Source organism: Moorena producens 3L (assembly GCF_000211815.1).
Classification (GTDB): Bacteria; Cyanobacteriota; Cyanobacteriia; order Cyanobacteriales; family Coleofasciculaceae; genus Moorena; species Moorena producens.
Genome location: NZ_GL890967.1, coordinates 19,606 through 43,068, shown reverse-complemented (window position 1 = coordinate 43,068; position 23,463 = coordinate 19,606). Strand labels below are relative to the sequence as shown.

General features: G+C 43.6%; 13 protein-coding genes. 5 read left to right on the top strand and 8 right to left on the bottom strand.

The features are described 5' to 3' along the window. The first annotated feature begins 723 nt into the window (after window positions 1-723). The gene (locus LYNGBM3L_RS27380) at window positions 724-4,776 is read left to right on the top strand and encodes a two-partner secretion domain-containing protein (protein ID WP_008189070.1); all 4,053 of its coding nucleotides are present in this window, start codon (window positions 724-726) and stop codon (window positions 4,774-4,776) included. Between the two features lie 503 nt (window positions 4,777-5,279). Continuing rightward, window positions 5,280-5,489 (top strand): hypothetical protein, encoded by a 210-nt coding sequence (locus LYNGBM3L_RS27375; protein ID WP_044495053.1) that lies wholly within the window; start codon window positions 5,280-5,282, stop codon window positions 5,487-5,489. 826 nt (window positions 5,490-6,315) lie between these two features. Here the strand turns inward: LYNGBM3L_RS27375 and LYNGBM3L_RS27370 are convergent. Continuing rightward, on the bottom strand, window positions 6,316-6,522 hold the full coding sequence (locus tag LYNGBM3L_RS27370) for an SPOR domain-containing protein (RefSeq protein WP_008189068.1): 207 nt from the start codon (window positions 6,520-6,522) through the stop codon (window positions 6,316-6,318). Between the two features lie 490 nt (window positions 6,523-7,012). Here LYNGBM3L_RS27370 and LYNGBM3L_RS27365 point away from each other — a divergent pair, with 490 nt between their 5' ends. The 3 genes from LYNGBM3L_RS27365 to LYNGBM3L_RS27355 all read left to right on the top strand — a co-directional run bounded on the left by LYNGBM3L_RS27365 (window position 7,013) and on the right by LYNGBM3L_RS27355 (window position 13,065). Continuing rightward, the gene (locus LYNGBM3L_RS27365) at window positions 7,013-7,459 is read left to right on the top strand and encodes a helix-turn-helix domain-containing protein (protein ID WP_008189067.1); all 447 of its coding nucleotides are present in this window, start codon (window positions 7,013-7,015) and stop codon (window positions 7,457-7,459) included. Window positions 7,460-8,135: 676 nt separating this feature from the next. Then, a complete protein-coding gene (locus tag LYNGBM3L_RS27360) occupies window positions 8,136-10,076 on the top strand; it encodes a ShlB/FhaC/HecB family hemolysin secretion/activation protein (RefSeq protein WP_008189066.1) in 1,941 nt (646 codons plus the stop codon). A gap of 259 nt (window positions 10,077-10,335) precedes the next feature. Continuing rightward, window positions 10,336-13,065 (top strand): CHAT domain-containing protein, encoded by a 2,730-nt coding sequence (locus LYNGBM3L_RS27355; RefSeq protein WP_202799270.1) that lies wholly within the window; start codon window positions 10,336-10,338, stop codon window positions 13,063-13,065. A 112-nt stretch (window positions 13,066-13,177) separates the two neighbouring features. On the opposite strand, the gene LYNGBM3L_RS27350 is transcribed toward LYNGBM3L_RS27355, so the two are convergent. The 7 genes from LYNGBM3L_RS27350 to LYNGBM3L_RS27325 all read right to left on the bottom strand — a co-directional run bounded on the left by LYNGBM3L_RS27350 (window position 13,178) and on the right by LYNGBM3L_RS27325 (window position 23,299). Further along, a complete protein-coding gene (locus LYNGBM3L_RS27350; protein ID WP_044495050.1) occupies window positions 13,178-14,578 on the bottom strand; it encodes a CHAT domain-containing protein in 1,401 nt (466 codons plus the stop codon). Between the two features lie 469 nt (window positions 14,579-15,047). Next, a complete protein-coding gene (gene bchI / locus LYNGBM3L_RS27345; RefSeq protein WP_008189063.1) occupies window positions 15,048-16,115 on the bottom strand; it encodes a magnesium chelatase ATPase subunit I in 1,068 nt (355 codons plus the stop codon). A gap of 439 nt (window positions 16,116-16,554) precedes the next feature. Next, window positions 16,555-16,767 carry a hypothetical protein gene (locus LYNGBM3L_RS47930; RefSeq protein WP_143764239.1) on the bottom strand — a complete coding sequence of 71 codons (213 nt, stop codon included), beginning with the start codon at window positions 16,765-16,767 and terminating at the stop codon, window positions 16,555-16,557. 71 nt (window positions 16,768-16,838) lie between these two features. Next, the gene (locus LYNGBM3L_RS27335; RefSeq protein WP_008189061.1) at window positions 16,839-19,100 is read right to left on the bottom strand and encodes a molybdopterin oxidoreductase family protein; all 2,262 of its coding nucleotides are present in this window, start codon (window positions 19,098-19,100) and stop codon (window positions 16,839-16,841) included. A gap of 469 nt (window positions 19,101-19,569) precedes the next feature. Beyond that, on the bottom strand, window positions 19,570-21,093 hold the full coding sequence (locus LYNGBM3L_RS27330) for an MFS transporter (protein ID WP_044495048.1): 1,524 nt from the start codon (window positions 21,091-21,093) through the stop codon (window positions 19,570-19,572). A gap of 396 nt (window positions 21,094-21,489) precedes the next feature. Beyond that, window positions 21,490-21,633 carry a hypothetical protein gene (locus LYNGBM3L_RS46175; RefSeq protein ID WP_165691830.1) on the bottom strand — a complete coding sequence of 48 codons (144 nt, stop codon included), beginning with the start codon at window positions 21,631-21,633 and terminating at the stop codon, window positions 21,490-21,492. Window positions 21,634-21,922: 289 nt separating this feature from the next. After that, complete coding sequence (locus tag LYNGBM3L_RS27325; protein WP_008189057.1) at window positions 21,923-23,299, bottom strand: ABC transporter substrate-binding protein; 1,377 nt, start codon at window positions 23,297-23,299, stop codon at window positions 21,923-21,925. Window positions 23,300-23,463 lie beyond the last annotated feature (164 nt).

Here is a 23,463-nt window from a genome sequence, read left to right as displayed (position 1 = left end):
GTAGGAAACTAATCCTTGGCCTGCAACCTAGCTAGATAACTTCCGAGTTTTGCCGGGAATTACCAAGGCTTTTACTAGGTGGCTATAGGACACACCAGGTAAGATCACCCCATTGGCTTCTTTCTTTAACACATTTTTTATTTTTTATCAAGTCCTTAGCCAGATTATTTTATGAATAGTTTTTAACTTTATTTACATTTTATTACATTATCAGACTTTGTCTAGTGGCGTAGGGTGCTTTAGGGGCGGGCTAGCTCTGATTTTCCGCCTGTTTCCGCTTGAAACAGCCCGACCCGTAACGCACCATCAGGTCAAACAGCTTTAAGGGAACAAGGAACAAAAATGATCACGATGGATTTTGGCTCCCTATAATGCCTTGCTTATGCCTTAGAGACCCATCCCTGTAGCTCTGGCTAACTTTAATGTCACAAATATGTCACAAAAATTCACATCAATTGCTAGCAAATATAGGTATAATAATTTCTGTTATTATACCCAGCAGTAATAATTAGTATTGCTAGTAGCAATAGCAGCTTGAACCGACTATTAATCAAACATCAGTTGTCAGCAATTAGCCGTCAGCCGTCAGCTTAAAATAAAGCCCACGTAGCTTGCGTCAATGGGCAAGCTGATAGCTGATAACTGTTCGCGTAGCGTGCGCGTAGCGCATAAGCTGATAGCTTAAGTTAAATACCCCTCCCCAGGCTCAGGAGAACGAATCCCATGGCATTAGATGTATTGAAACGCTATAACACTCAGTTAGGTTTAGCCCTATGCTTAGCCATTAGTGGAGCGTACGCATTTTCAGTCAACCAAGCTAATGCTCAGATTACTCCTGATGCGACTTTGCCCCAGGGGGAAAGGTCTTTGCTAGACCTAGGCTCTGGTGAGGTAAATGGGAAAATTGTTGATCTCATTAAAGGAGGAGCAATCCGGGATATCAATTTGTTCCACAGTTTCCTAGAGTTTAATGTCTCAGATGGGCAAAGGGTTTATTTTGCTAATCCAGCTGGCATTGAAAATATTCTGTCTCGGGTAACTGGTGCTAATCCCTCTAATATTTTTGGCACCTTGGGTGTCAATGGTGGCGCGAATTTGTTCTTGATTAATCCCAAGGGGATTTTGTTTGGGGAGAATGCCAAGCTGGATGTATCCGGTTCCTTTGTGGGCACCACTGCTGATGGGATTGGGTTTGGGAATCGAGGAGTGTTTAGTGCTTCTAATCCAGAGCCTCCGTCGCCATTGTTGACCGTTAATCCTAATGTATTCTTCTTTAATCAAATTCCGGGTAAGATTACCAGTCAAGCTAAGTTGGAAAAGCTAGCGGTTGATAACCTGTTGTTGCTCGGTGGTGATATTGAAGTTAGTAAGAAAGAGAATAGTAAGGAAGATAGTAAGATATCTACCAATCAAGGTGGGAATATTCTGTTAGCGGGATTGGGCGCACCAGGACAAGTAGCTTTGACTCAAGAGGGTGACAAGCTGGGTTTAGAGTTTCCCGATGGGGTCAAGAAAGGGAATGTTGTTATTAAGGATAGCGCTATAGAAACTTCCGTAGCCAAAGATAGCGATGTTGATGGTGGTGAGATTAGGATTATTGCTGATTCAATAGAAGTAGAAAACTCGGAAAATAATAGAGACCGGGGAATTTTTACTAAAACTGAGAATAATGGTAAAAAAAGCGGTGATATTAGTATAAGCGCTGATGAATCAGTCTTAATTAAGTCTACTGCTAGAAAAGAGCGCCAGGGAATTTTTACGATAACAGAGGATGAAGGTGGAGAAGGGGGAAAAATTACTATCGACGCTGGCTCGTTGACAGTAGAAACTGCTAAAAAGGAGCAGGGAATATTCACCATAACTAAGGTCAATGGTCAGAAAGGGGGTGATATTGTTATCACCGCTGATGACTCAGTTTCGATTATTTCTTCTAGTAACAAGAAGACTCAAAACGGAATCTTTACTTTAACTGACGAAAAAGGTGGCACAGGGGGAAGTATTCAAATTACTGCTGGCTCCCTGATGGTGGAATCTGAGAAAGAAGAACCGGGTATTTCGGCAAGAACAAAGGGAGATGGTGATACCGGCAGCATTACCATCAATGTGAGTGGCGATGTAGAACTGAAAAAGCATGGTACCATTCAAACCGAACAACGTAAAAACGAAAGACAGGGTAGTCCTGGGGATGTGACCTTAAATGTCGATGGCGATGTTACCCTCAATTATAGGAGCAGACTTCAGGTCGAAAATGAAGGGGACGGAGATGGCGGAAAAATTACCATTTTAGCTGGAGAATCAGTTAATGTTCTATTCAACAGTAAAATTGAGAATACTAATGACAAAAAAGCGAAAGGAGCGAGCGGGGACATTGAGATCAAAGCTAAGTCCCTATTCATTGATGCTCGCAATCCCAGCAATCCTGAATCGAAGAGAGGTTTCGTCCAAATTACGGCTAAGACCGACTCAAAAGGTGGCGGTGATGGCGGTGAAATAAAAATCGATGTCGGATCACTGACGATGATTGGAGCATCAGGTAGAGGTGGTTCTGATGGTATCACTACTAATACAACAGGAGATGGAAAGGCGGGAGATATCACCATCAGAGTGGAGGGAGACTTCATCATGACAGATCGAGCCCAAATTGAAGCGAAATCCAATGCTGAGAGTGCTACAGCTGATGGTGGTGAGATAATCATTGAAGCTGGTTCACTTTCTTTAAGCAAGAGAAGCCAGATAACTGCTCAGACTCGGAGTAAGAATGGTGGAAATCCGGGAAATATCGAGGTAGAGGTTAAGGATAAGATTGAGGTTACCAACAGTGACATTACAACTGTGGTAAGTGCTGAGGCTGGAAAACAACAAGAAGGCGTTGGTAACATTACCATTAAAGCTCGCTCTCTATCCCTCAAAGATGGAGGGAGAATAGAAGCTTCCACTGAAGGCAAAATTCCAGCAGGTAATATTAAAGTCAATGCCACCCATTTTGTGGAAATTTATGGGGTTAAAAGACCCAGTCGCATAGCCACCGAAAGTCAACTAGGAGCCCAGGCTGTTGGAGACAATAAAGACAATAAGCCTAAGGGAGGAACGATTGAGATCAATACGGATGGTAAACTAACCGTATCGAATAGCTCATTTATCAGCGCTCGCAGCATAGGTGAATTTGAAGGCGGTGAAATCACAATCAATGCTAAGGAAGTAGAAGTCACTGAAGGGGGAGAAATTATTTCTACTGCCACCAATAGTCGTCTCATCGAGGTAGTAGGTGTCACCGAAGGGGGAGAAATTGAGACTAAATCCTTAGATGATGATCAGGACAATGGTCAGGTTGGCAATGCTGGCAAGATTACGATTAACGCTTCAGACCAAGTTATTGTTAGTGGAAGTGGTCCAAAATCTTCAAAATCCACTTTTGATAGGATCAAGGATAGACTGGAAAAACAAAAGGAAGAGCTGGCTCAAGAAGATAAAAAACTTAAAAAAGAGCTTAAAGACGAAAATAAAAAACTCCTCAAGCAGCAGAATGATCTCAAAAAACTCAAGGATAAACTCAATGATGAACTTTCAGAAAAAGAAACTGAAAAAATCCTAGAAAATATAGTAAAAAAAGAGAAAGAGATAGAAGATCAAAAAGAAGAGATAGAAGACGATAAAAACAAAAGCAAACAAAAAAAACGCGAGATCAAACTCGAGACATCCAATGATATCCTGGTTATCCAAGATGATATCCCTGAAAGCCGGATTTCCGTTGGAGCCAGCAGAGGTAGCAATGCTGGAGACTTGAGAATAGAAACTGATAACCTAACTGTCAAAGATGGAGCAAGAATATCAGTAAGTGCTGTGCCATTAGATCAGGATGGTTTGCCAGACACTGACGTGGATGAGAGCGAACCAGGAGTAGCTGGCGAACTGACCATTGAGGCTGAATCTCTCACCCTAGACAACGGCCAACTTGTAGCTGGTACTGGAAAATCAACCGACCCACAAACCAACAGCGAAGACGCAGCAACTATCAAGATCAATGTATCAGGATTGACAACACTCGATAACAACAGCTTGATCTTGGCTGATGCTACAGGTGGTGATGATGTCAAAGGCGGGAACATAATTATTGACGGTGGATTACTGATCCTATTCCCCTCCGACGGTGAAACAGGTAACGATATCTTTGCTAATGCTGAAGAAGGCCAAGGTGGAGAGATCAAAATCAAGCTGCAAGGCTTATTCGGAAACTTCAGGTTACAGGAAGGTCGAACTCCATTTAATGATATCTCTGCTATTAGTTTTGCGCCGGGTCAGTTAGCTGGTGTGTTGCAGATCGATGCTGCAGTTAATCCTACCCAGGATCCTGAGATATTACCAACATCACTAGTTGACCCTTCATCATTAATTGTTGCTAACTGTCCCAGGAGTGGAAAAGTAGCGGTAGATGAACTGGGTGAATTCATTGTGACTGGACGAGGTGGCTTACCCCCAAGTCCTCTAGACCCAATTAATCAACAGTCTGTACTGGTAGATTGGGTTACCCTTGATACTGAAGAAGAGAACATCGAAGAAGCTACCTCTACTCCCACCCCTGATGTCAGTTACTTACCCATGAGAGGGAAACGCCGGACTGCCTCTACTCCTACTCCTGCTCGTCCCAAGAAGAAAATAGTGGAAGCTCAGGGTTGGACTGTTCGGGAGGATGGTACAATTATCTTGACGGCTGAACCGAATACTGCTACTCCTAAGAGTAATTGGTATAGTCCTAGGTCTTGTGGTAGCAAGGGTTGAGCAATATGTTGGAAATTGCAGTAATTTTCGGCGTTGCTGAATTAAGGAATGAATGCGCGATCATATGGTTTTGTTAAAGCCCCCTAAATCCCCCAAATTTGAGGGATTTTGAAAGTTTTGTTCCCCCACCGGTGCGCTTTCCGTCGGCGAATTAAATTCGCCACGGGTCGCACCGCAGAATTGGGGGGCTAGGGGGGCGAAACCATACCCAGAATCAGCAACGCCCAATTTTCAGCATTGAGGATACTTATGGATAAGTATAGCGCTAGGTTAAGTGGATTCAGCTTAATCCAGTCAGTGTTGGAAATTTCAGCAATTTGGGAAAGAGTGCGTACGCGTAGCGGCTCGTACCGAGCATCGCAATGTAAAAGACTAGCGCTAGGTTAAGTGGATTCAGCTTAATCCAGTCAGTGTTGCTGATTTGAGCAATGTTGAGAGAATGCGATCGCGTAGCTTGATCTACGGTCAATCGCGCCTTTTTGAGCAACAAAGCGTGAAAATCCTTGACTGTTGGAAACTCCAGCAATTTGGGAAATCACGATAGTGCTAGCTTAATCAGTTTCGGTAGTTATCGAAAATTACAGCAATTTGGGCTAATCATGATAGAGCTAGCAACAGCAACAAAGCGTGAAAATCGTTTACTGTTGGTAATTTCAGCAATTTGGGATAAGAGTGCGATTCGGGCTTTGCCCGACGCTTCGCGATCGCGTTGACTTGAGCAACGCGCGTTAGTTATCGAAAATTCCAGCAATTTGGGATAATTACGATAGCGCGCTTCTTCAGCAACGCCCGATAGTTATCGGAAATTACCGTAATTTGGGATAATCATTATCATACTAAATTGATTAACAAGGGGTGAAAATCCTTTACTGTCGTAAATTCCAGCAATTTGGGAAATCATGCGATTCGGGCTTTGCCCGACGCTTCGCGATCGCGCCTTTTTGAGCAACGCGCGATAGTTATCGAAAATTCCAGCAATTTGGGCTAATCATGATAGCGCGCTTCTTCAGCAACGCGCGATAGTTATCGAAAATTCCAGCAATTTGGGATAATCCCGATAGAGCTAGCTTAATCAGTTTCGGTAGTTATCGAAAATTCCAGCAATTTGGGATAATCCCGATAGAGCTAGCAACAGCAACAAAGGGTGAAAATCGTTTACTGTTGGTAATTTCAGCAATTTGGGATAATCGCGATAGAGCTAACTTGAGCAACGCGCGTGAGTTATCGAAAATTCCAACAATTGTGGATAATCGCGTACGCGTAGCGGCTCGTACCGAGCATCGCGTTAGCATGAGCAATTTCTATAGTTATCGAAAATTCCAACAATTTGGGATAATCATGATAGTGCTAGCAATAGCAACAAGGGGTTAAAATCCTTTACTGTTGGTAATTTCAACAATTAGTGATGATAGCGATCGCCTTTGGCGCGGCTGAGGCCAAAGGCCACGCTGCGCGAACGCCGATCCCATAGCGGTTAGTCCCAACCATCACGTAGGGTGACTGGATGTCAATTGAGCTAAGTTGAGCAACTTCTAAATCTTACTCCTCACTCCCCTCAGCTTCTTGATTCATAGGTTCAGGCAAATCAAAAATAATCACAAATTTACCATCAGGCATCAAGCGTTTAAGAGCCTTTAAGTGCCCCTCCGCATCAGACCGGTTCCGGTACCGACCAACAACCACCCGTTGCATCCTCGGCAATAGGCGGATGATTGCCCACGGGTATAGGCGTTCAGAGTAGGTCATAATTTAAGGTATCTCCTTAACTGGGGGTCTAGAGCCAGCCTTCGGCCTTCGCAAAACTTCAGGCTGGCTCTTAACGTTTTCACGTCAGATGATTCTATTATAACATACAAAAACTTTTATTATAACATATTTTGCAAATTTTTGTAACAAAGTATTGGGGGAATCGGGAGTCGGGAATCGGGAGTCGGGAATCGGGAATCGGTTAAAAAAAATAGCGCTAGATAAACTTGACTAAAGTATAGCGCTATTATAAACGGGTAACTTAATTAACCTAAACATCCCTTAAGACTCCAAAAAATAGCGCTAGATAAATTTCACCAAAGTATAGCGCTATTATAAACCTACCCACTTAATCAAATCAAACATCCCTTAGCACTTATAAAAAGTTAGCGCTAGATAAATTATAAATTTTTGTTAAAAAGCAACACAGTCTAGGAACTATGTGTTATCTTAAATATAAGATTAGCGCGATAGTAAAGGGGAACAAAAAATGAACCAACAAACCAAGATAGTCGGAACTACCCAAGCAGCTTTTCTTCTAGGGATTTGCGTCCAACGAGTTCGCCAACTTCTGAAAAATGGTAGAATTAAGGGCGCTCAAAAAGTAGGCAGATTTTGGCAAATTCCCCTATTTAACGGCTTGCCTAGGGTCAGTCCTGGTCGCCGTGGACCCAAGGGAACCTGGAGAAGAGGTTTCCAAAAGGTGGCGAGTTACATCCACGTCAACCAGAACGTGATTAAGCAAAATAAAAAGAACAACACCTACAACCCTGTGCTCACTGTCAAACAAGGTAACCGCAACACCTACGGTCATTATGTAGAAATCAAGGGTCCATCTCGGTTAGTCTATCAACCCAATTGTCCCAAGGATTGTGGAGCTACGGTGTGGCTGGAAGTTGACCCTTCTGTCGAAATTCTCACTAAAGTTTTTAGTTAATTGCAGGATGGGTATTAGCTTAGCGTTGCTGAATTAAGGAATGAATGCGCGATAATCTGGTTTTATTAAAGCCCCCTAAATCCCCCAATTATGGGGGACTTTGAGAGTTTTGTTCCCCCACCGGTGCGCTTTCCGTCGGCGAATTAAATTCGCCACGGGTCGCACCGCAAAATTGGGGGGCTAGGGGGGCGAAACCATACCCAGAATCAGCAACGCCATTAGCTTGGGGTCATTTCAGCTGGAAGCTGCTTGTTTGCGTAGCTTAAGAATTTAAAAACAAGGTGTTAACTTGAAGGTTAAAACTTTAAAATTAATGGCTTTTGGTGTTCCTTGGCCTAAAGGCCAGGCTACGGGAACGGGTAGGTTTAAATTTGGCAAGTAGACAACTGCGGCCAAGTTTACTGTAGTTGGTTTAATGTTGTTGGCAAAGCGTTCAACTCAAACAGGACGCAAAAGTTATCCCTAGATGACTCATAGATCTACTTACTTGTTACTTGTCAAATTCAGCCAACGCAAAACTTATTCCTATATACACTGATAGATTGACAGATCTATTACATTAGTTGTCAATTTCTTGCCTTGCTCTTGACTACTGTTCCTGTTGTTTGTCACTCTAGCACCAGGAAAACTAATTAATAGTTCTTACCTAAGAAAAACAGTTACGATATGGTAAGTAATGTTTAGATTTGTTGCAGTAGTAAAAAGTTCATCTCTGTTAACCTTGGGTGTATTAGCAGTCGTTAGTAACCTAATCCTGAAACCTTTAGAAGCTGGGGCTGTTGTTAATGATCAGAGTCTGGTCTTCGTAAAGGATTCATTGCCACAGGAACCAGTGCCAATTCCAGAGAAATTGAACAAAGGGGATAATCAGGTTTTAGGGAGCGACACTGTAACAAATTTCAACGCCATGGGTATTAACCAGCTCCCGAGTCCTCCAGCCCCAGCAAAAATTAGTCAAGCCCTACCTCCGAACCTACCTCCGGGTATAGAGCTACCGGAGGATCGGCTGCCGGAGAGACCTCCCTCTCTGGAACCAGCGCCAGAACCCCAACCTCCCCAGAAACTTCCTCCTGTGGATGAACTTCTTGACCCATCTACCCCTAGCCCTGATCTACCGGACGAAATTCTGGAGGATATTCCAAGACGAATCGTCATTAAACGCTTTAATATTATTGGCTCAACGGTATTCAGCCAGGAAAAATTAGCGGAAATTACCGATCCTTTCCTCAATCAACCCATCTCCTTGCCAAGATTATTTAAACTCCGGTCTGAGATCACCAAGTTATATGATCAGGAAGGATACGTTAACTCTGGAGCCTATATCCCACCTCAGGAACTTGAAGATGGGGTAGTTACCGTTGAGATTATCGAAGGGGAATTAGAAGATATTATTGTCAAGGGTCTGAGTCGGCTTAATCCTAATTACATCAAAAGCCGTCTTGCGATCGCTACCAAGAAGCCTCTGAATGTAAGGCGCTTACTGAACGGCTTACAAATGCTGCGACTCGACCCTCTAATTGCCAACATCTCAGCTGAATTGTCAGCGGGGGTGGAGCCTGGGGAGAGTTTGCTAGAAGTAACAGTAACTGAAGCCGATACTTTTAGCACCCAAATAGTAATAGATAATGGGCGCTCTCCCAGTGTAGGAAGCTTTCGGCGTCGTCCCCAAATTCGAGAAGGCAATTTACTGGGATTGGGAGATGCTTTAGAATTCAACTACACCAACACCGATGGTAGTGATACCTTTGATGTCAGCTACACCTTACCGATTAATCCCCGTAATGGTACTCTGCGCTTGGCTTATGGGACAACAGCTAGTGAAGTAATTGAGCCTCCTTTTGATAGGATAGATATTGACTCAGAATCACGGTTTTATGAGATAACCCTGCGCCAGCCTGTATTCCAAACCCCTACCGAAGAAGTAGCTATTGGTATCACCGGCTCACGCCAGGAAAGTGAAACATCTATCTTGAATAGACCCTTTGCTTTATCAGCAGGAGCTGATGATGAAGGGCGTACGCGGATTAATGCCATCCGGTTATTCCAAGAGTGGACTAAGCGCAGTGAGCAACAAGTGTTAGCAGCTCGTTCCCAGTTAAGTATCGGGATTAGTTCAGGAGATACTACGATTAACAGGGGTGGACCCGATAGCAATTTCTTCGCTTGGCGTGGTCAAGGGCAATGGGTAAGGCTACTGGCACCAAATACTATATTATTAATCCGAGGGGATGTGCAACTAGCAGACCGAGGCTTGGTACCATTAGAACAGATAGGGATTGGGGGTTTACAGAGTGTACGGGGCTATCGCCAGGATCTGATTCTATCCGACAATGGTGCGTTTATTTCTGCGGAGCTGCGTCTGCCAATTATTCAGAATCCTGATAGCGGAACTCTAGTGCAGTTGACTCCTTTTCTTGATTTTGGTACTGGCTGGAATAGAGACGATGATATTGATGATAACACGATCGCATCCCTTGGTCTAGGTTTGCGATGGCAGCAAGGAGATTTACTGGAGGCTAATATCGGCTGGGGCTTGCAGTTAGTGGATGTTGAAACTAGGGATAGAACGTTACAGGAAGATGGCTTCTACTTTTCGGTGATTTTTAGACCATTTTGAACATAAAAATTAAAATTCTAAATTCTAAATTCTACATTCTAATTAAGATAGCGTTTTTCATAGTGATGAGGTGCAGCAAGGGAGAAAATGAATCATGGTCAAAAAAAGGATATATTATGGTAGTCTAGCGAGAGTAAATCGAAAATCCTTAGGGTTGAGGATAAGGCGGTGGATAAGGTTACCTCTAATTGCTATATTAACAGCGTTACTGTGCAATTTAGTCCCTCCGGTTTTAGCGACAGTCCCACAAACTTTGAAAGTGGAAAGGTTGAAGGTTGAAGGGTATATTGCTCTTAAAGCTACTAACCTTAAACCTGATCACCTTAAAGCTGCTAATCTTGACCTTTCGGCCACGCTACGGGAAAAACCTGCTAACTTTCAACCTGCTAACTTTGGCCTTTCGGCCACGCTACGCGAACAACCTAAGAACCTTGAACAGGCTAACCTGACAGTTTCCACGTTACTTAAACAGGGGCAAGGTCTCTACGATTCAGGTAGATTTGCCGAAGCAGTAGATGTTTTAGAACAAGCTCTTGAGAGTAATCAAAGTAAGGGAGATCAGCTATCAGAAGCGATGGTGTTGAGTAATCTCTCGTTGGCTTATCAGCAATTGGGATTATGGAATCAAGCCAAGAATGCGATCGCTAATAGTGAAAAACTATTGCGCTCTATAAAATCCCCCGATTCGACAGCATACTTACAAGTGCTGGCTCAATCCCTAATGATAAAAGGAAGTATTGAGCTTGGTTCATCAGAAGCAAAAGCAGCAATGGAAAGTTGGGAGCAAGCTGCAGTAACTTATGGTGAATTAGGGGATGAAGCTGGTGAGATTCGCAGTCGGATTAATATAGCCCAAGCCTTACAAGACTTAGGGATGTATAAGCGGGCGTTGAATCTACTCAATCAGGTGGAGGAATCGTTAATTGCTCAATCTAACTCTTTGAATAAAGCGATATTGTTGCGATCGCTTGGGAATATGCGTCAATTAGTAGGACAGCTGAGCCAATCCCGGCAAACCTTAGAAAAAAGCTTACAGATTGCCCGAAGCTTATCATCGTCTCAAGAGATTAGCGCTACACTATTTAGTTTAGGGAATACAGCCCGGGCTCAGCTTAGCTCAGGGGATACAGCCGAGACTCAGCAAGAATTAGAAGAAGCTATTGACTACTATCAACAAGCATTCGATCAGTCTACGGATCAAATAACTAAGCTTGAAGCCCAATTAAATCAACTTAGCTTATTGATTGATAATAAAAGGATAAAGCAAGCCCAAGCACTAATCCCTCAAATCCTGCCCCAACTAGAATCCTTACCTCTGAGCCGCCGCAGTATCTATCTGAGGATTAATTTTGCTCAAAGCCTAATGAAGGATGAACTTAGAAGTATCAAGGATGAAGGAAATTTTGAGATTTCAGCCAAGAGACTTCAGCCTTCGGTTAAGATTGCGGTTGCTCCTTCTTATGAAATTGCTAAAATCCTAGCTACTGGGGCACAACAGGCTAAAGGATTAGGAGATAAGCGAGCTGAAGCTTATGCTATTGGTACTCTAGGTCAACTGTATGAGCAGAATCAGCAGTTGCCAGAGTCTCAAGACCTGACTCAACAAGCCTTAAAGTTAGCTCAGGAAATCAATGCTCCGGATATTAGCTATCGCTGGCAATGGCAACTGGGACGTATTTCGACAGGGCTTGGGGAAGAGGAAAATGCGATCGCAGCTTACACAGAAGCTGTTAACACCCTCAAGTCTCTACGCAGTGACCTAGTAGCTGTTAACCAACAGGTCAGGTTTACATTTCGAGAGAGTGTAGAGCCAGTTTATCGAGAATTCGTGCAATTACTGCTGCAATCAGACAGGAATGAAGCCAATCCCGACAACTTGGAAAAAGCTCGTGAGATCATTGAGTCACTACAGTTAGCCGAACTAGATAACTATTTTCGCTCAGCCTGCTTAAATGCTACTCCTGTAGTGATTGATCAAGTCATCGACCAAGTTGATACTAAAGCAGCATTAATTTATCCTATCATACTACCAGAAAGCGTGGATATTATTATCCGCTTACCCCAACAACCACTGCGCCACTATAGAACAGAGCTTCCCCAAGACCAAATTGAATCTACTCTGGAAGACCTGCGTCACTTCCTACCCCAGCTTCATCGACGGAAATTTTTCCCAATGTCGCAGCAGGTATACAATTGGATAATCCGACCGATTGAAGAGGATTTAGCTAACTCTCAAGTAGACACCCTAGTATTTGTTCTTGATGGAGCCTTGCGCAATATTCCGATGGCAGCACTTCACGACGGTAAGCAGTATTTAGTCGAGAAGTATAGTATAGCGCTAACCCCTGGACTAGATTTAATGAATCCCCAGCGCTTAGTCAGGGAAGATATCAAAGTCCTAACGGCTGGGTTATCTGAATCCCGTCAGGGATATAATCCTTTGCCATTTGTAGAAGTAGAGCTAGAGAAAATTAAGGCTCAAGTTCCTAGTGAAATCTTACTCAATCAGGACTTTACTGAAACCAACTTTGAAAATTCTGTTGAAGCAGCTCCTTTCCCAGTAGTACACATCGCCTCCCATGGTGAATTTAGCTCTGAAGCTGAGAAGACGTTCATTCTGACCTGGGATAGTAAGATAAATGTTAATGAGTTGAAGGACTTACTGCAAACAACAGACCTACGCCAATCCACTCCGATCGAATTACTGGTGCTGAGTGCATGCCAAACAGCAACTGGGGACAAGAGAGCGGCTCTGGGTATAGCTGGTGTAGCGATAGAAGCAGGAGCACGTAGTACTCTTGCTACTATTTGGCTAGTGGATGATGAAGCCACAGCTGTGTTAATGAATCGATTTTACCAGGAACTTACTGACAAATCAATCTCAAAAGCTGAAGCCCTCAATCGCGCCCAAAAATCAATTTTACAAGACCCAAGCTATGAACATCCTTATTACTGGGCTCCTTATATTATGGTAGGGAATTGGTTGTAGTAGCGTTAGCCATCAGCGGTCAGCAGTCAGCAGTCAGTGGTTAGTTGTCAGTGCTCAGCTGATAGCTGATAGCTGATAGCTGATGGCTGATGGCTTAAAGAAGAGCAGGGTTTTACCAAGGATTACCAACTACTGTAAAAGCCGCCCAATAATAGGGATGGGATAAATCTTCGTAGTTGAGAGATGCTAATTCTGGAGGCAAGGATACATTTGGTCGATCAGTAACACTAGCCAAACTTACCTTTTGTTTCAACATCCCAATCTGAGCTTGTCGCAAGGCTTCAGCCTTAATTGGTACAGTTTTAAGAGACCGATAAAATTCACTCATCAGCACTAAGGTTCCACCATCGCTGACATACCATAAACTAGCGACTGCTGACTTGACATTGGCGCGAACTGCTAATCCCGCAAAGCCTAGCTCAGCTTCTTTATCCCCGATGGCAGTTTGACAAGCACTCAGCACCAATAATTCTACCGCTGGTGAGTGCCAACGTAATTCAGCGAATGTATATAAAGTCAGTTTACTATTCCAAAACTGAATATAAGACTTGTTTGGTTTTCCCGCCTGGAAGTCTGAATGAGTTGCCAGGTGCAGGATTTGAAAATTCTTATGATATCCCAGTTGCCACTGTAGATTAGTTAGGGTAAAATCTTTATTGAGGAAAGATTTTCCTTGCCAGGGATATTGGGTGATAACAGATAACTCTACCGGCACAGCAGGTAAGGAATTGTGTTCATTAAATTCTGATGCCCCCATAGCCAAAACATCGGAATTTTTCAGATCACTATAAACGGTATCTGTTAATTTGAAGGCCGGAATCAGGGCTAAGCTATACTTTTCGACCAGAAACTCTTGGCCATCATGTAAGGCAGCAAAGGGCAGGTGGCGTAACCCTCCACCTAGGCAAAAAATTAGATTATCGATACCTTGAGTTTTAAGGTATGGTTCCAATGGCTCAATCATCCACTGATAGAGTTGCTGAGCTACTGGTAGATAATCTTTAGTGTGTCTACGAATAGGATGAGTAATAGTTTGGATAAACTCTTGCACTAGGCTCAACAGAGCTTCCTTATTGGCTGCGGAGACACGCTTGTGAATGGGCTTACCTTCTGGTGTAATTAATACCAGCTCTAGTTGCTGGGGTCGCGGAACCATATAGATAAGACCAGGCTTTTGACCAGTTTGATTGGTGATTTTGCCAAGAGTATCAGCAATTTCCTCCACAGTGATGGATTGGTCAGGAAAATTGATGCCTAGGTGATTCTGATATTGTTTTTCCCAAGTTTGTTCAATTAAAGGTACTGCTTCTACTACTTGGTTATTGTCCAGGGCTTGTCCAAAGTTGGGGGGATTAACAGCTGGTGATTGAGCAATAGTTTGAGTAAGAGCATTGGAGCCAATATTGTTAGACATTGGCCTACTGACTTGTGCCTGCACCGAAAGAGCACTGATAGTTCCGGTGAAGTGTAGTGTCGCTAGGAACCAGCTAAAGCTAGTCGCTATTCGTTTCATAGTTACCTCACGGGTAAAAGCAAAGGTAAGTAGCAAACGTAAGTATTTAGCGTGGGCGTAGCGTGACCTACGGTCAATCGCGCTACGCCCACGTTACACGAAGGCACTTATCCAGTCAGCTTTGGAATCAAGCAAAACTTAATAATTTGGCTGAAAGTGGCCAATAGATAAGTTTTTCTTGACAAATCTCCGTTTTTCGGATTATCCTGATTAGGAGTAGCTGAAAGCTAAACGCTAAACGCTGAATACTTACGATTAGAAAGAGCACAATTGACAGCAGATGGATTTTTCATCCATCTGTCAGAATAGTCAATCTTTTTTAAAGCAAGCCATTATAGCAATCCTATTGAATGGGAATCAGGATTGCTAATCTAATTAGGATTGCTCTCTATTACTTATCCGCCTTGAGTTAACTATTTATGCAAGAAAGAAAATTAATTATTTAAGAAAGGTATTGCACTACAGTAAATCAATCTTCTTCAGCTGCTTCAACCCCAAAAACACGGTTAAAGGATTTCTGCACCTTATATCCTGAATCAATCGACTCCAGGGGGTCTTTACGCAAGCGGTGTCGTAAACATAAGGTAATCACCCGGCGGATATCATCCACGGTAACTTCAGTTCGTCCTTCAAATGCAGCCAGGGCCTTAGCCGCCCGATTAGTCACAATATCACCCCTGAGCCCATCCACATCCAGTTCTGAGCAAACTTCTGAAATCTTGACCCGAAAGTCGTAGTCCATTTCTACTTCAGCAAGTCGCTCTTGAGCCATTACTATCTGTTTCTGTAATACTTCTTGCTCAGATTGGTGCTGTTCAATATATTTGTGAGGATTTTGGTCAAAATATCCCCGTTCTTCCACAATTTTGACTCGCAGCACTGGTTCTTTGACCGTACGGATTTCTGCGTGCATCCCAAAGCGGTCTAGTAACTGGGGTCGTAATTCTCCTTCTTCCGGGTTACCAGAACCTACTAACACAAAGCGAGCAGGGTGGCGAATGGATATGCCTTCCCGTTCTACAGTATTCCAACCACTAGCAGCGGAGTCTAGGAGTACATCCACTAGGTGGTCATCCAGCAGGTTAACCTCATCTACATAGAGGATGCCTCGATTAGCTTTAGCCAGAAGTCCTGGTTCAAAAGCTTTGACACCTTCAGATAATGCTTTTTCTATATCGATTGTACCACAAACCCGGTCTTCAGTTGCCCCTAAGGGTAAATCTATCATGGGAACTTTTTTCTTGACCGAAGTCCTGGATGCAGATGCTCCATTACCATTGCCCATCCAGTCAGGATCCAATGGGTCACTGTTAAAGGGGTCTTCAGCAACTACATCGATTTCTGGTAATAAATCAGCTAAGGCACGAATGGTAGTAGATTTGCCTGTGCCGCGATCGCCCATGATCATTACTCCCCCAATTTTGGGATCGATCACATTTAGGAGCAATGCCAGTTTCATTTCTTCTTGACCGACAATGGCAGTGAAAGGAAACACTAGGCGGCGAGTAGTCTTGGGCGCTTGGGCAGTAGGACTCACTGGGATTACTTAATTGTTATGGTTGATTTTTCTCGACGATTACTATTTTGCCATAGGGCGTGCCCTGAGAGTTGATCAGTCTTTTCCCTTTTAGCAGGAACTTCCAGTCGCTCCAGAAGTCCAGCCAAGATCTATGCCTATAAACTTCATAATTTACTCTTTTTCACAAAAATTAATGAAAATCTGTAACTAGTGTTACTTTTTGTGTTTTTATTTGGTAAATATAGCTACTTTTTACCAAAATGTTTGTATGATTCAAAATGTAAAGGATTTCGGTGTATAAACAAATACCAAGTTGCCGACTGTCCCTGCAACTTGGCATGAAGACGAACAATGCACTGCATCCTGACAGGAAGCAGTGAACTATCCATATATTCGTACACATCTATTTTGAGGTTTTAGTCATGAGCATGCAAGAGCTTAGCAGCACAACCCAGTCTCATGTTGTAACTACACAGTGGCAGCATCCAGTCAGGATGACTATGCTGATAGTTTTGTGCTCCTTGGTGATGGGGTTAGTGCCGTTTATGTCTATTTCAAATTTTGCCCAGACACAAACCCAGACTCCAATCACCCTTGGTGAGGCAGGTCTTTGGGAAACTCTCGGAGAGCGCAATTGAAGGTTGTTCGCGTAGGGTGGCCTTTTGGCCAAGGTTGAAGGTTGAAAGTTGAAAGTTGAAAGTTGAAAGTTGTTCGCCGGATAGGGTTCCGGTAGGTTAACAATTACCTCAAAACTTTGAGCTTCTCTAGAATTGGTGTTCCTATTGGCTCTTGGTCGGGATTTTGCGATCGCATACTGTCAGTTTCACTGATGGGCACCAAGTTGACAGCACAGGCTTTTAATTCTGGTTCCAGGGAAATGGGACAAGATTCGGGATGGGTCAGAGCATTAGCTTCTGCCTGATTTGCCCACAAAGCTCCCCAGTGCATGGGAGCAAACACTGTACCAGGAGTAATAGCTTTAGTGACTTGAGCTGGGAAGCGGCAAGTTCCGCGACGCGATCGCACTTCTACCCAATCCCCATCTTTAATCCCCAGCTTCTGGGCATCACGGGGATGAATTTCTAGTAACGGATAGGGGTACATTTTGGTGATTTTCTCAATCCGTCCGGTGCGGGTTTGGGTGTGCCAGTGACCATAAAGTCTGCCACTGGTCAGCACCAACGGATACTCGTCCGACGGGGGTTCTGCCAGTCCTTTAGAATGGAAGGCAGCAAATTTTGCCTTGCTATCGGGCGTATTGAATCGGAAGTCAGTATAAAGCCGTTTGCCACTATTGAGTGATGATTTCTCAGTGCTGAGTGACTTAGAAGACTCTTGGTTTTGTAACTCCTCAGGGCAAGGCCATTGAATCGGACCGTCTTTCCGTAAGCGTTCGTGACTAAGTCCGGTCATGTCACAAAGTCGTCCACGGCTCAGTTGGACAAATTCCCCATAGACAGCAGCAGAGTCAGTAAAGTCAAATTCTTTAGTAAAGCCTAGGCGACGCCCTACTTCCGCAAAGATTTCCCAATCCGGTCTGGCTTCCCCTGGTGGATTACGGAATTGGGGGCAAAGGGTGACAACTCGCTCAGAGTTAGTCATAGCGCCAGTTTTTTCACTCCACTGGGCTGCTGGCAGCAAGACATGAGCATAAGCAGCGGTTTCAGTGGGGTAGTAGGCATCTTGATAGACAGTGAAAGAGGATTTTCTTAGGGCTGCCTTAGTTCGTTCAATATCGGGCATACTCACAGCTGGGTTAGTGGCAGCAATCCACAAAAAACCGACTTCTCCTGTTTCTAAACCTTTGATCATGCTCCAAGCATCAAGACCAGGATTAGGAGAAATTGTCCCTGGCTTGAGTTTCCATAACTGTTCCACCTCACTACGGTGTTGGGGATTCTTTACTACCCGATAACCCGGTAAGATGTGAGCCAGTCCCCCAGCTTCTCGTCCTCCCATCGCATTAGGTTGACCAGTTAGAGAAAATGGTCCTGTTCCTGGTTTACCAATGTTGCCTGTCATCAGGTGCAGATTGATGATGGTGCGGACTTTAGCGGTACCTTCTGAGGATTGGTTAACCCCCATTGACCACAAAGACAGGACACGCTTTGATTTTGCCCAGTAGCGAGCGGCTTCCTCAAGTTCATGCACCGGTATACCACATCTTTCGGCAACGATATCCGGTGGGTAGTTGATAATTACCTGAGCGTATGCGGAGAAGTCGCTGGTACACTCCTCAATAAATTCCGTGTCCAGTTTACCCCAGCGCAATAGTAAGTGAGCCATACCATTGAGTAAATCAATGTCAGTACCCGGTTTAATCGCTAGATGTAAATCAGCCAGCTTAGCAGTAGACGTGCGGCGAGGATCTACCACTATCATTTTAACATGACGATGCTTTTTGTGATGCTTACGTAGACGGTTAAATACAATGGGGTGACAGTCTGCTGTATTAGTCCCAATCAAAAAGGCACAGTCAGTTAATTCTAAATCGTCATAGCAGCAGGGAGGACCATCGGAACCAAAACTTTGGATGTATCCAGCTACAGCTGAGGACATACACAGGCGGGAATTAGCATCAAAGTTATTAGTACCGAGACAACCTTTGAGCAATTTCTGGGCAATATAGTAGTCTTCGGTTTGGAACTGACCGGAACCGTACATACAAATTGCTTCTGGTCCTTGGGTGAAACGAACCGTCTGAATCCGATTCACTACTCGGTCTAGGGCTTCATCCCAACTGACTCGCTGAAATGGTTGGTCTAGGGAATCCCGCATCATGGGATACTTGAGGCGGTCTTTATCCAAAGACTCGCTAACCGTGGCACCTTTGACACAAACCATACCCTGGTTTGAGGGATGAGAGCGATCGCCTCTGACTTTCCAAATCGGATTGCCTTGGCTATCTCGATAGGTAGCACGACCAGAACCAGCTGGAGGCAATACTTCCAGACCACAGCCCACCCCACAGTAGGGACAGAGTGTCTTAGCTGAGTCAGTCATGATGTTTTCCCCCAATTTTTTTTTTTCACTATTTTTATAGTTTGTAACTATATTAAATAGTTTTTAAATTGATTGATGATTAATAATTCTTATATCAACTATTAGCTATTTATAACAAACGTTTATCTAAAATTAATCATACATTAGTTAATCAACTAGTTAGCTAAATTAGTTACCGTTTTGAGGCTTTTGCAGGAGCAATCACATACTTCCAGAGGCTTTTGGGAAAATTTCTGTTAATTCCAAATCTTGCTCAGTCTTGAAGAGCTGATAGCTAAAGGCTGACTATTTTTTTCCTTGTTTAAGAAGCGATTATTTCGCAGGTGCGACCCGTGGCGAATTTAATAATTAGATGCTGAAAGCACACCTTGTAAGTTTTGGGGCAATCTTGATTAAGATTGCCCCACTTCTATCTAGATATTTTTGAGCCATCTAGTGTAGAGTGCGTTCAACTAGACCCACCAAGTAACTAGTTCATCACGTCTCCAGCTCCCATACTGGCAGCAGGGCTAGCAGCAGTAGCGTATTGTTCTTCCCCTTCATGGAGGTCAGCAAAGGAACCCTTAGGTTCTTTTAAGACTAGGAAGCACAGGAAGGCAACAATCAAAGCTGTAACACCCAACATCTGGAAGAATATGCGGTTACCCACATCTCCTGCTGGCAATAAACTGAAGATAGTCAGGTAAGCGACAGCACCCACGTTTCCGTAAGCACCTACGTTACCAGCCACCTGACCGGTGATCCGTCGCTTCACCAGAGGTACGATGGCAAAGGTAGAGCCTTCTCCAGCTTGCACAAAGAAGGAACAAGCCATGGTCAGCAGTACCGCACCAGGAAGCCACCAGCCTCCTTTCACCGTACTGAAGATCAGATAGCCAATACCCATACAGAATGTTAGAACTGCCATGGTCATCTTGCGGCTACCCAGTTTATCAGAGATTAAACCCCCACCAGGACGGGACATCAAGTTCATGAAGGCGTAGCTAGCAGCAATCATCCCGGCTGCTTGTTTGCTCAGTCCGAAGGTGCCTTCAAAGAAAGCAGGGAGCATAGAAACTACAGCTAATTCAGAGCCGAAGTTAACAACGTAGGTCAACTCTAGAATGGCAACTTGAGAAAAATTGAAGCGGTCTTCAGGAGGATAGCGCTTACGACCTGCTAACAAATCTTTGTTAACTGCCCAGCAGTTGTAAGCTTGGAACAAATACAACCCAAGTAGACCAGCCCAAACGATGTAGAGAACATTTTGCTCGAAAAAGCCTACTTTATTCAAGCGCCAAGCCAGGACACCAAGAATGATGGATAGAGGAGCATTCATCACCATCAGAAACCAAAAGTCTTTTTTGGTGGTGACTTCCATTCCTCTGGCGCTTTTGGGCTTCTGATAAACTTTGCCTGGGGGAGTATCTTGGACGTTAAAATAATAGAGGACACCATACAGAGCAGCGATAATCCCGGTCCCAGCAATGGAAAAGCGCCAGTTCAGACCTGGACTGCCAAAGGCTAAAAATGCGGCAATGGTAGGTAGGGTAAAGGCTGCTGCTGCAGAACCAAAGTTACCCCAGCCCCCGTAAATACCTTCGGCTAAACCAATTTCTTTGGGAGGGAACCATTCTGCCGTCATCCGGATGCCAATCACAAAACCTGCACCTACGATACTCAGTGCCAAGCGGCTAATCACCAGTTGACTAAAGTTCTGTGCCGAGGCAAAAGCAATACAAGGTATTGCTGCATAAATCAGCAAAAGGGAGTAGGTGATTCTTGGTCCGTATTTATCTAACAGCATCCCGATGATGATACGGGCAGGCACTGTCAGGGCAACGTTACAAATTGCGATGGTTCGGATTTGACCTACTTCGAGACCGAAGTCTGATTTCACCTGTGTTGCTAGGGGCGCTAAGTTGAACCACACTACAAATGACAGGAAGAAAGCAAACCAGGTCATGTGGAGGATTTTATACCTACCACGAAAGGACCACATTTCTGCGAGCATCTATATACCTTTCCTCTACTCAAACAAACTACGAAAACAGAAGATTCACGCACCAACAGCATTAGCCATTACAGCTGAGCGTTTGGGTTAATTTAGTCTCCTCCAAAAACTACTCCAAAGAATCCCTTTCAAAACAATCCAGCTGATCGGTTGCCATCAACTTGCTGACTGATTAAAGTTACCTATTAGTTTGAATACTATAGCTTATTGTTTTAGGGTAATTCTTTCGGAATTCATTGCTACAGTAATCGCCCATAGATACTAATTTTCTGAGGTTAACTTAATACTATTGTTCAGGTACTAATAGTGACACCCCTGAAACAGAAGTTTCGTATGATTTGTTACAAATCATTTTATTGATTGAATTAAATGCATAATTAATATTCAATAGTTACATCAAAGCCATAAAATTGGCGTGTTGGCCAATTGTGGAATGAATTGAGAGTAATGGGTAATGGGTAATGGGTAATGGGTAATGGGTAATGGGTAATGGTTAATGGGTAATGGGTAATAGGTAATGGGTAATTGACTACTGACCACTGACCGAACTATAACTTGAGATTATTCCTAAGTTAAGCAAAGCCAATTAGTGAAGCAGCTGAAGGTTGATTGGTGGTTTTAGCTGCATGGCATTCTAAACCAGCTAATGTGATGCAAGGCTTGGGCGCATAAGAAGTTTAGAGACTTTCAATAGATAAAGTCTCTAGGTCGGCTTTTTTACTTGGGATTTTTTACTTGGGCTTTGTTACTTGGGCGATGCTTGGGTCTTAAGTGACTGATAGCTGATAGCACCTCAAGTAGCACCATCTGTAGCCCATAAGCTGACGACTTAATTGACAGCAGCAAACACCTGAGAACGATCAGCTCGGATATCGAAACCATTGAGGTAATTAACTGGCTGACTAGGATCAAATGCTCTTTGATCCACAAACACATCAGCAGGTTCAACCCTCATACGCTCACTAGGTAGATCGATTTTCAACGCCTTGGCAACCTCTTCATAAATTTTCACTGGATAAATCCGGTCGATAATTTTATCCGCATCCTTAGGATATTGACGTCGGTTAATATGACGCCAGCGAATCATTTGGGTTAGCAACCAAACACCATGGGAGCGCCAAGGATAATTAGCATGATTGGGCTTTTTCAGATAGTCTGTATCTTGGAAGTGAAATAAATTAAAATCAGGGATTGCTTCAAATCGGTCTTTCTGGTCAAAGCCACCATAATTATAGTTGCCCAGTAAAGAACCTTCTATATAATTTACCTTAGTGTCGATGTATTTGCTCCTAGATATAATCTGAGCAATTGACTGGCGATTTTCTAGTTGGTCACAATACTGACAAGCTTCCAAAACAGCCGCTACCAAGGCTCGGGCGGTTGTGGGATGTTTTTCTGCCCAAGGTCCCATGGTTGCGAGTATTTTTCCTGGATGACCTTTCCAAATATCCCGATTGACATAAACCGTAAATCCAGACTGGTCTACAACTGCTCTTTGGTTCCAGGGCTCATCTAAACAGTAGCCATCTACTATCCCAGCTTGGAGTTTGTATACCATTTGAGATGGTGGAAACTCGATTAACTTAATCTGTTTATCGGGATTAATCTCTATAGCTGATAGCCAGTAGAGAAGGGTATAGTTTGCCATGGAGTTGGTCAAGTCTATCCCTAGCTTGAGGGGCTCGGCTAATTTTTTAATGTATTTCCTGTAGGAGTAGGCAAAATCTTGGAAATTATAGTACTCCGTTGAAGCACGAATAGCACCTTGCCAAGCTTTTTTGGAAAAGGTGATTCCAGCACCATTGCGATTGAGCATCATTAGAGATATAACTGGTGCCTTGGCTGAACCAAAATTGGTTAGTATTGGCAATCCAAACAAGGCAACGCAGGCATCTATACCCCATGATAGTAAGTCTTTGTGAACCGCTGACCAGTCAGGATATTTCTTAAGACCTACATTCAGACCATAACGCTGAAAGAAGCCCTTTTCTTTGGCAATGATTAAAGGAGTAGAGTCAGTTACAGGAACAAAGCCAATTGTCAGGTTAGTTTTCTCCAACTTACCAAAGTTAGCCGGAGGTCCTTGAGTTGGCTCAGAGGAGCGATCGCGTTTTGGGAAATCGAATAGATTATTTGAGCTACAGGCACTAAAACCACATCCTACTGTGGCATACCCGATGTATTTGAGAAACTTGCGGCGCTCCATATTGTCGTCTAGGATTAATGGACAATAGAAAATGGAATACTATGTTTTAACCATTACCTAAGCACTAACCACTAACCCTTGACAACAGTTATAAGGGATTAGCTATGAGGGATTAGCTATCAGTTATTAGCTATTACTCGAGTAACTAACATAGAGTCTTCTAC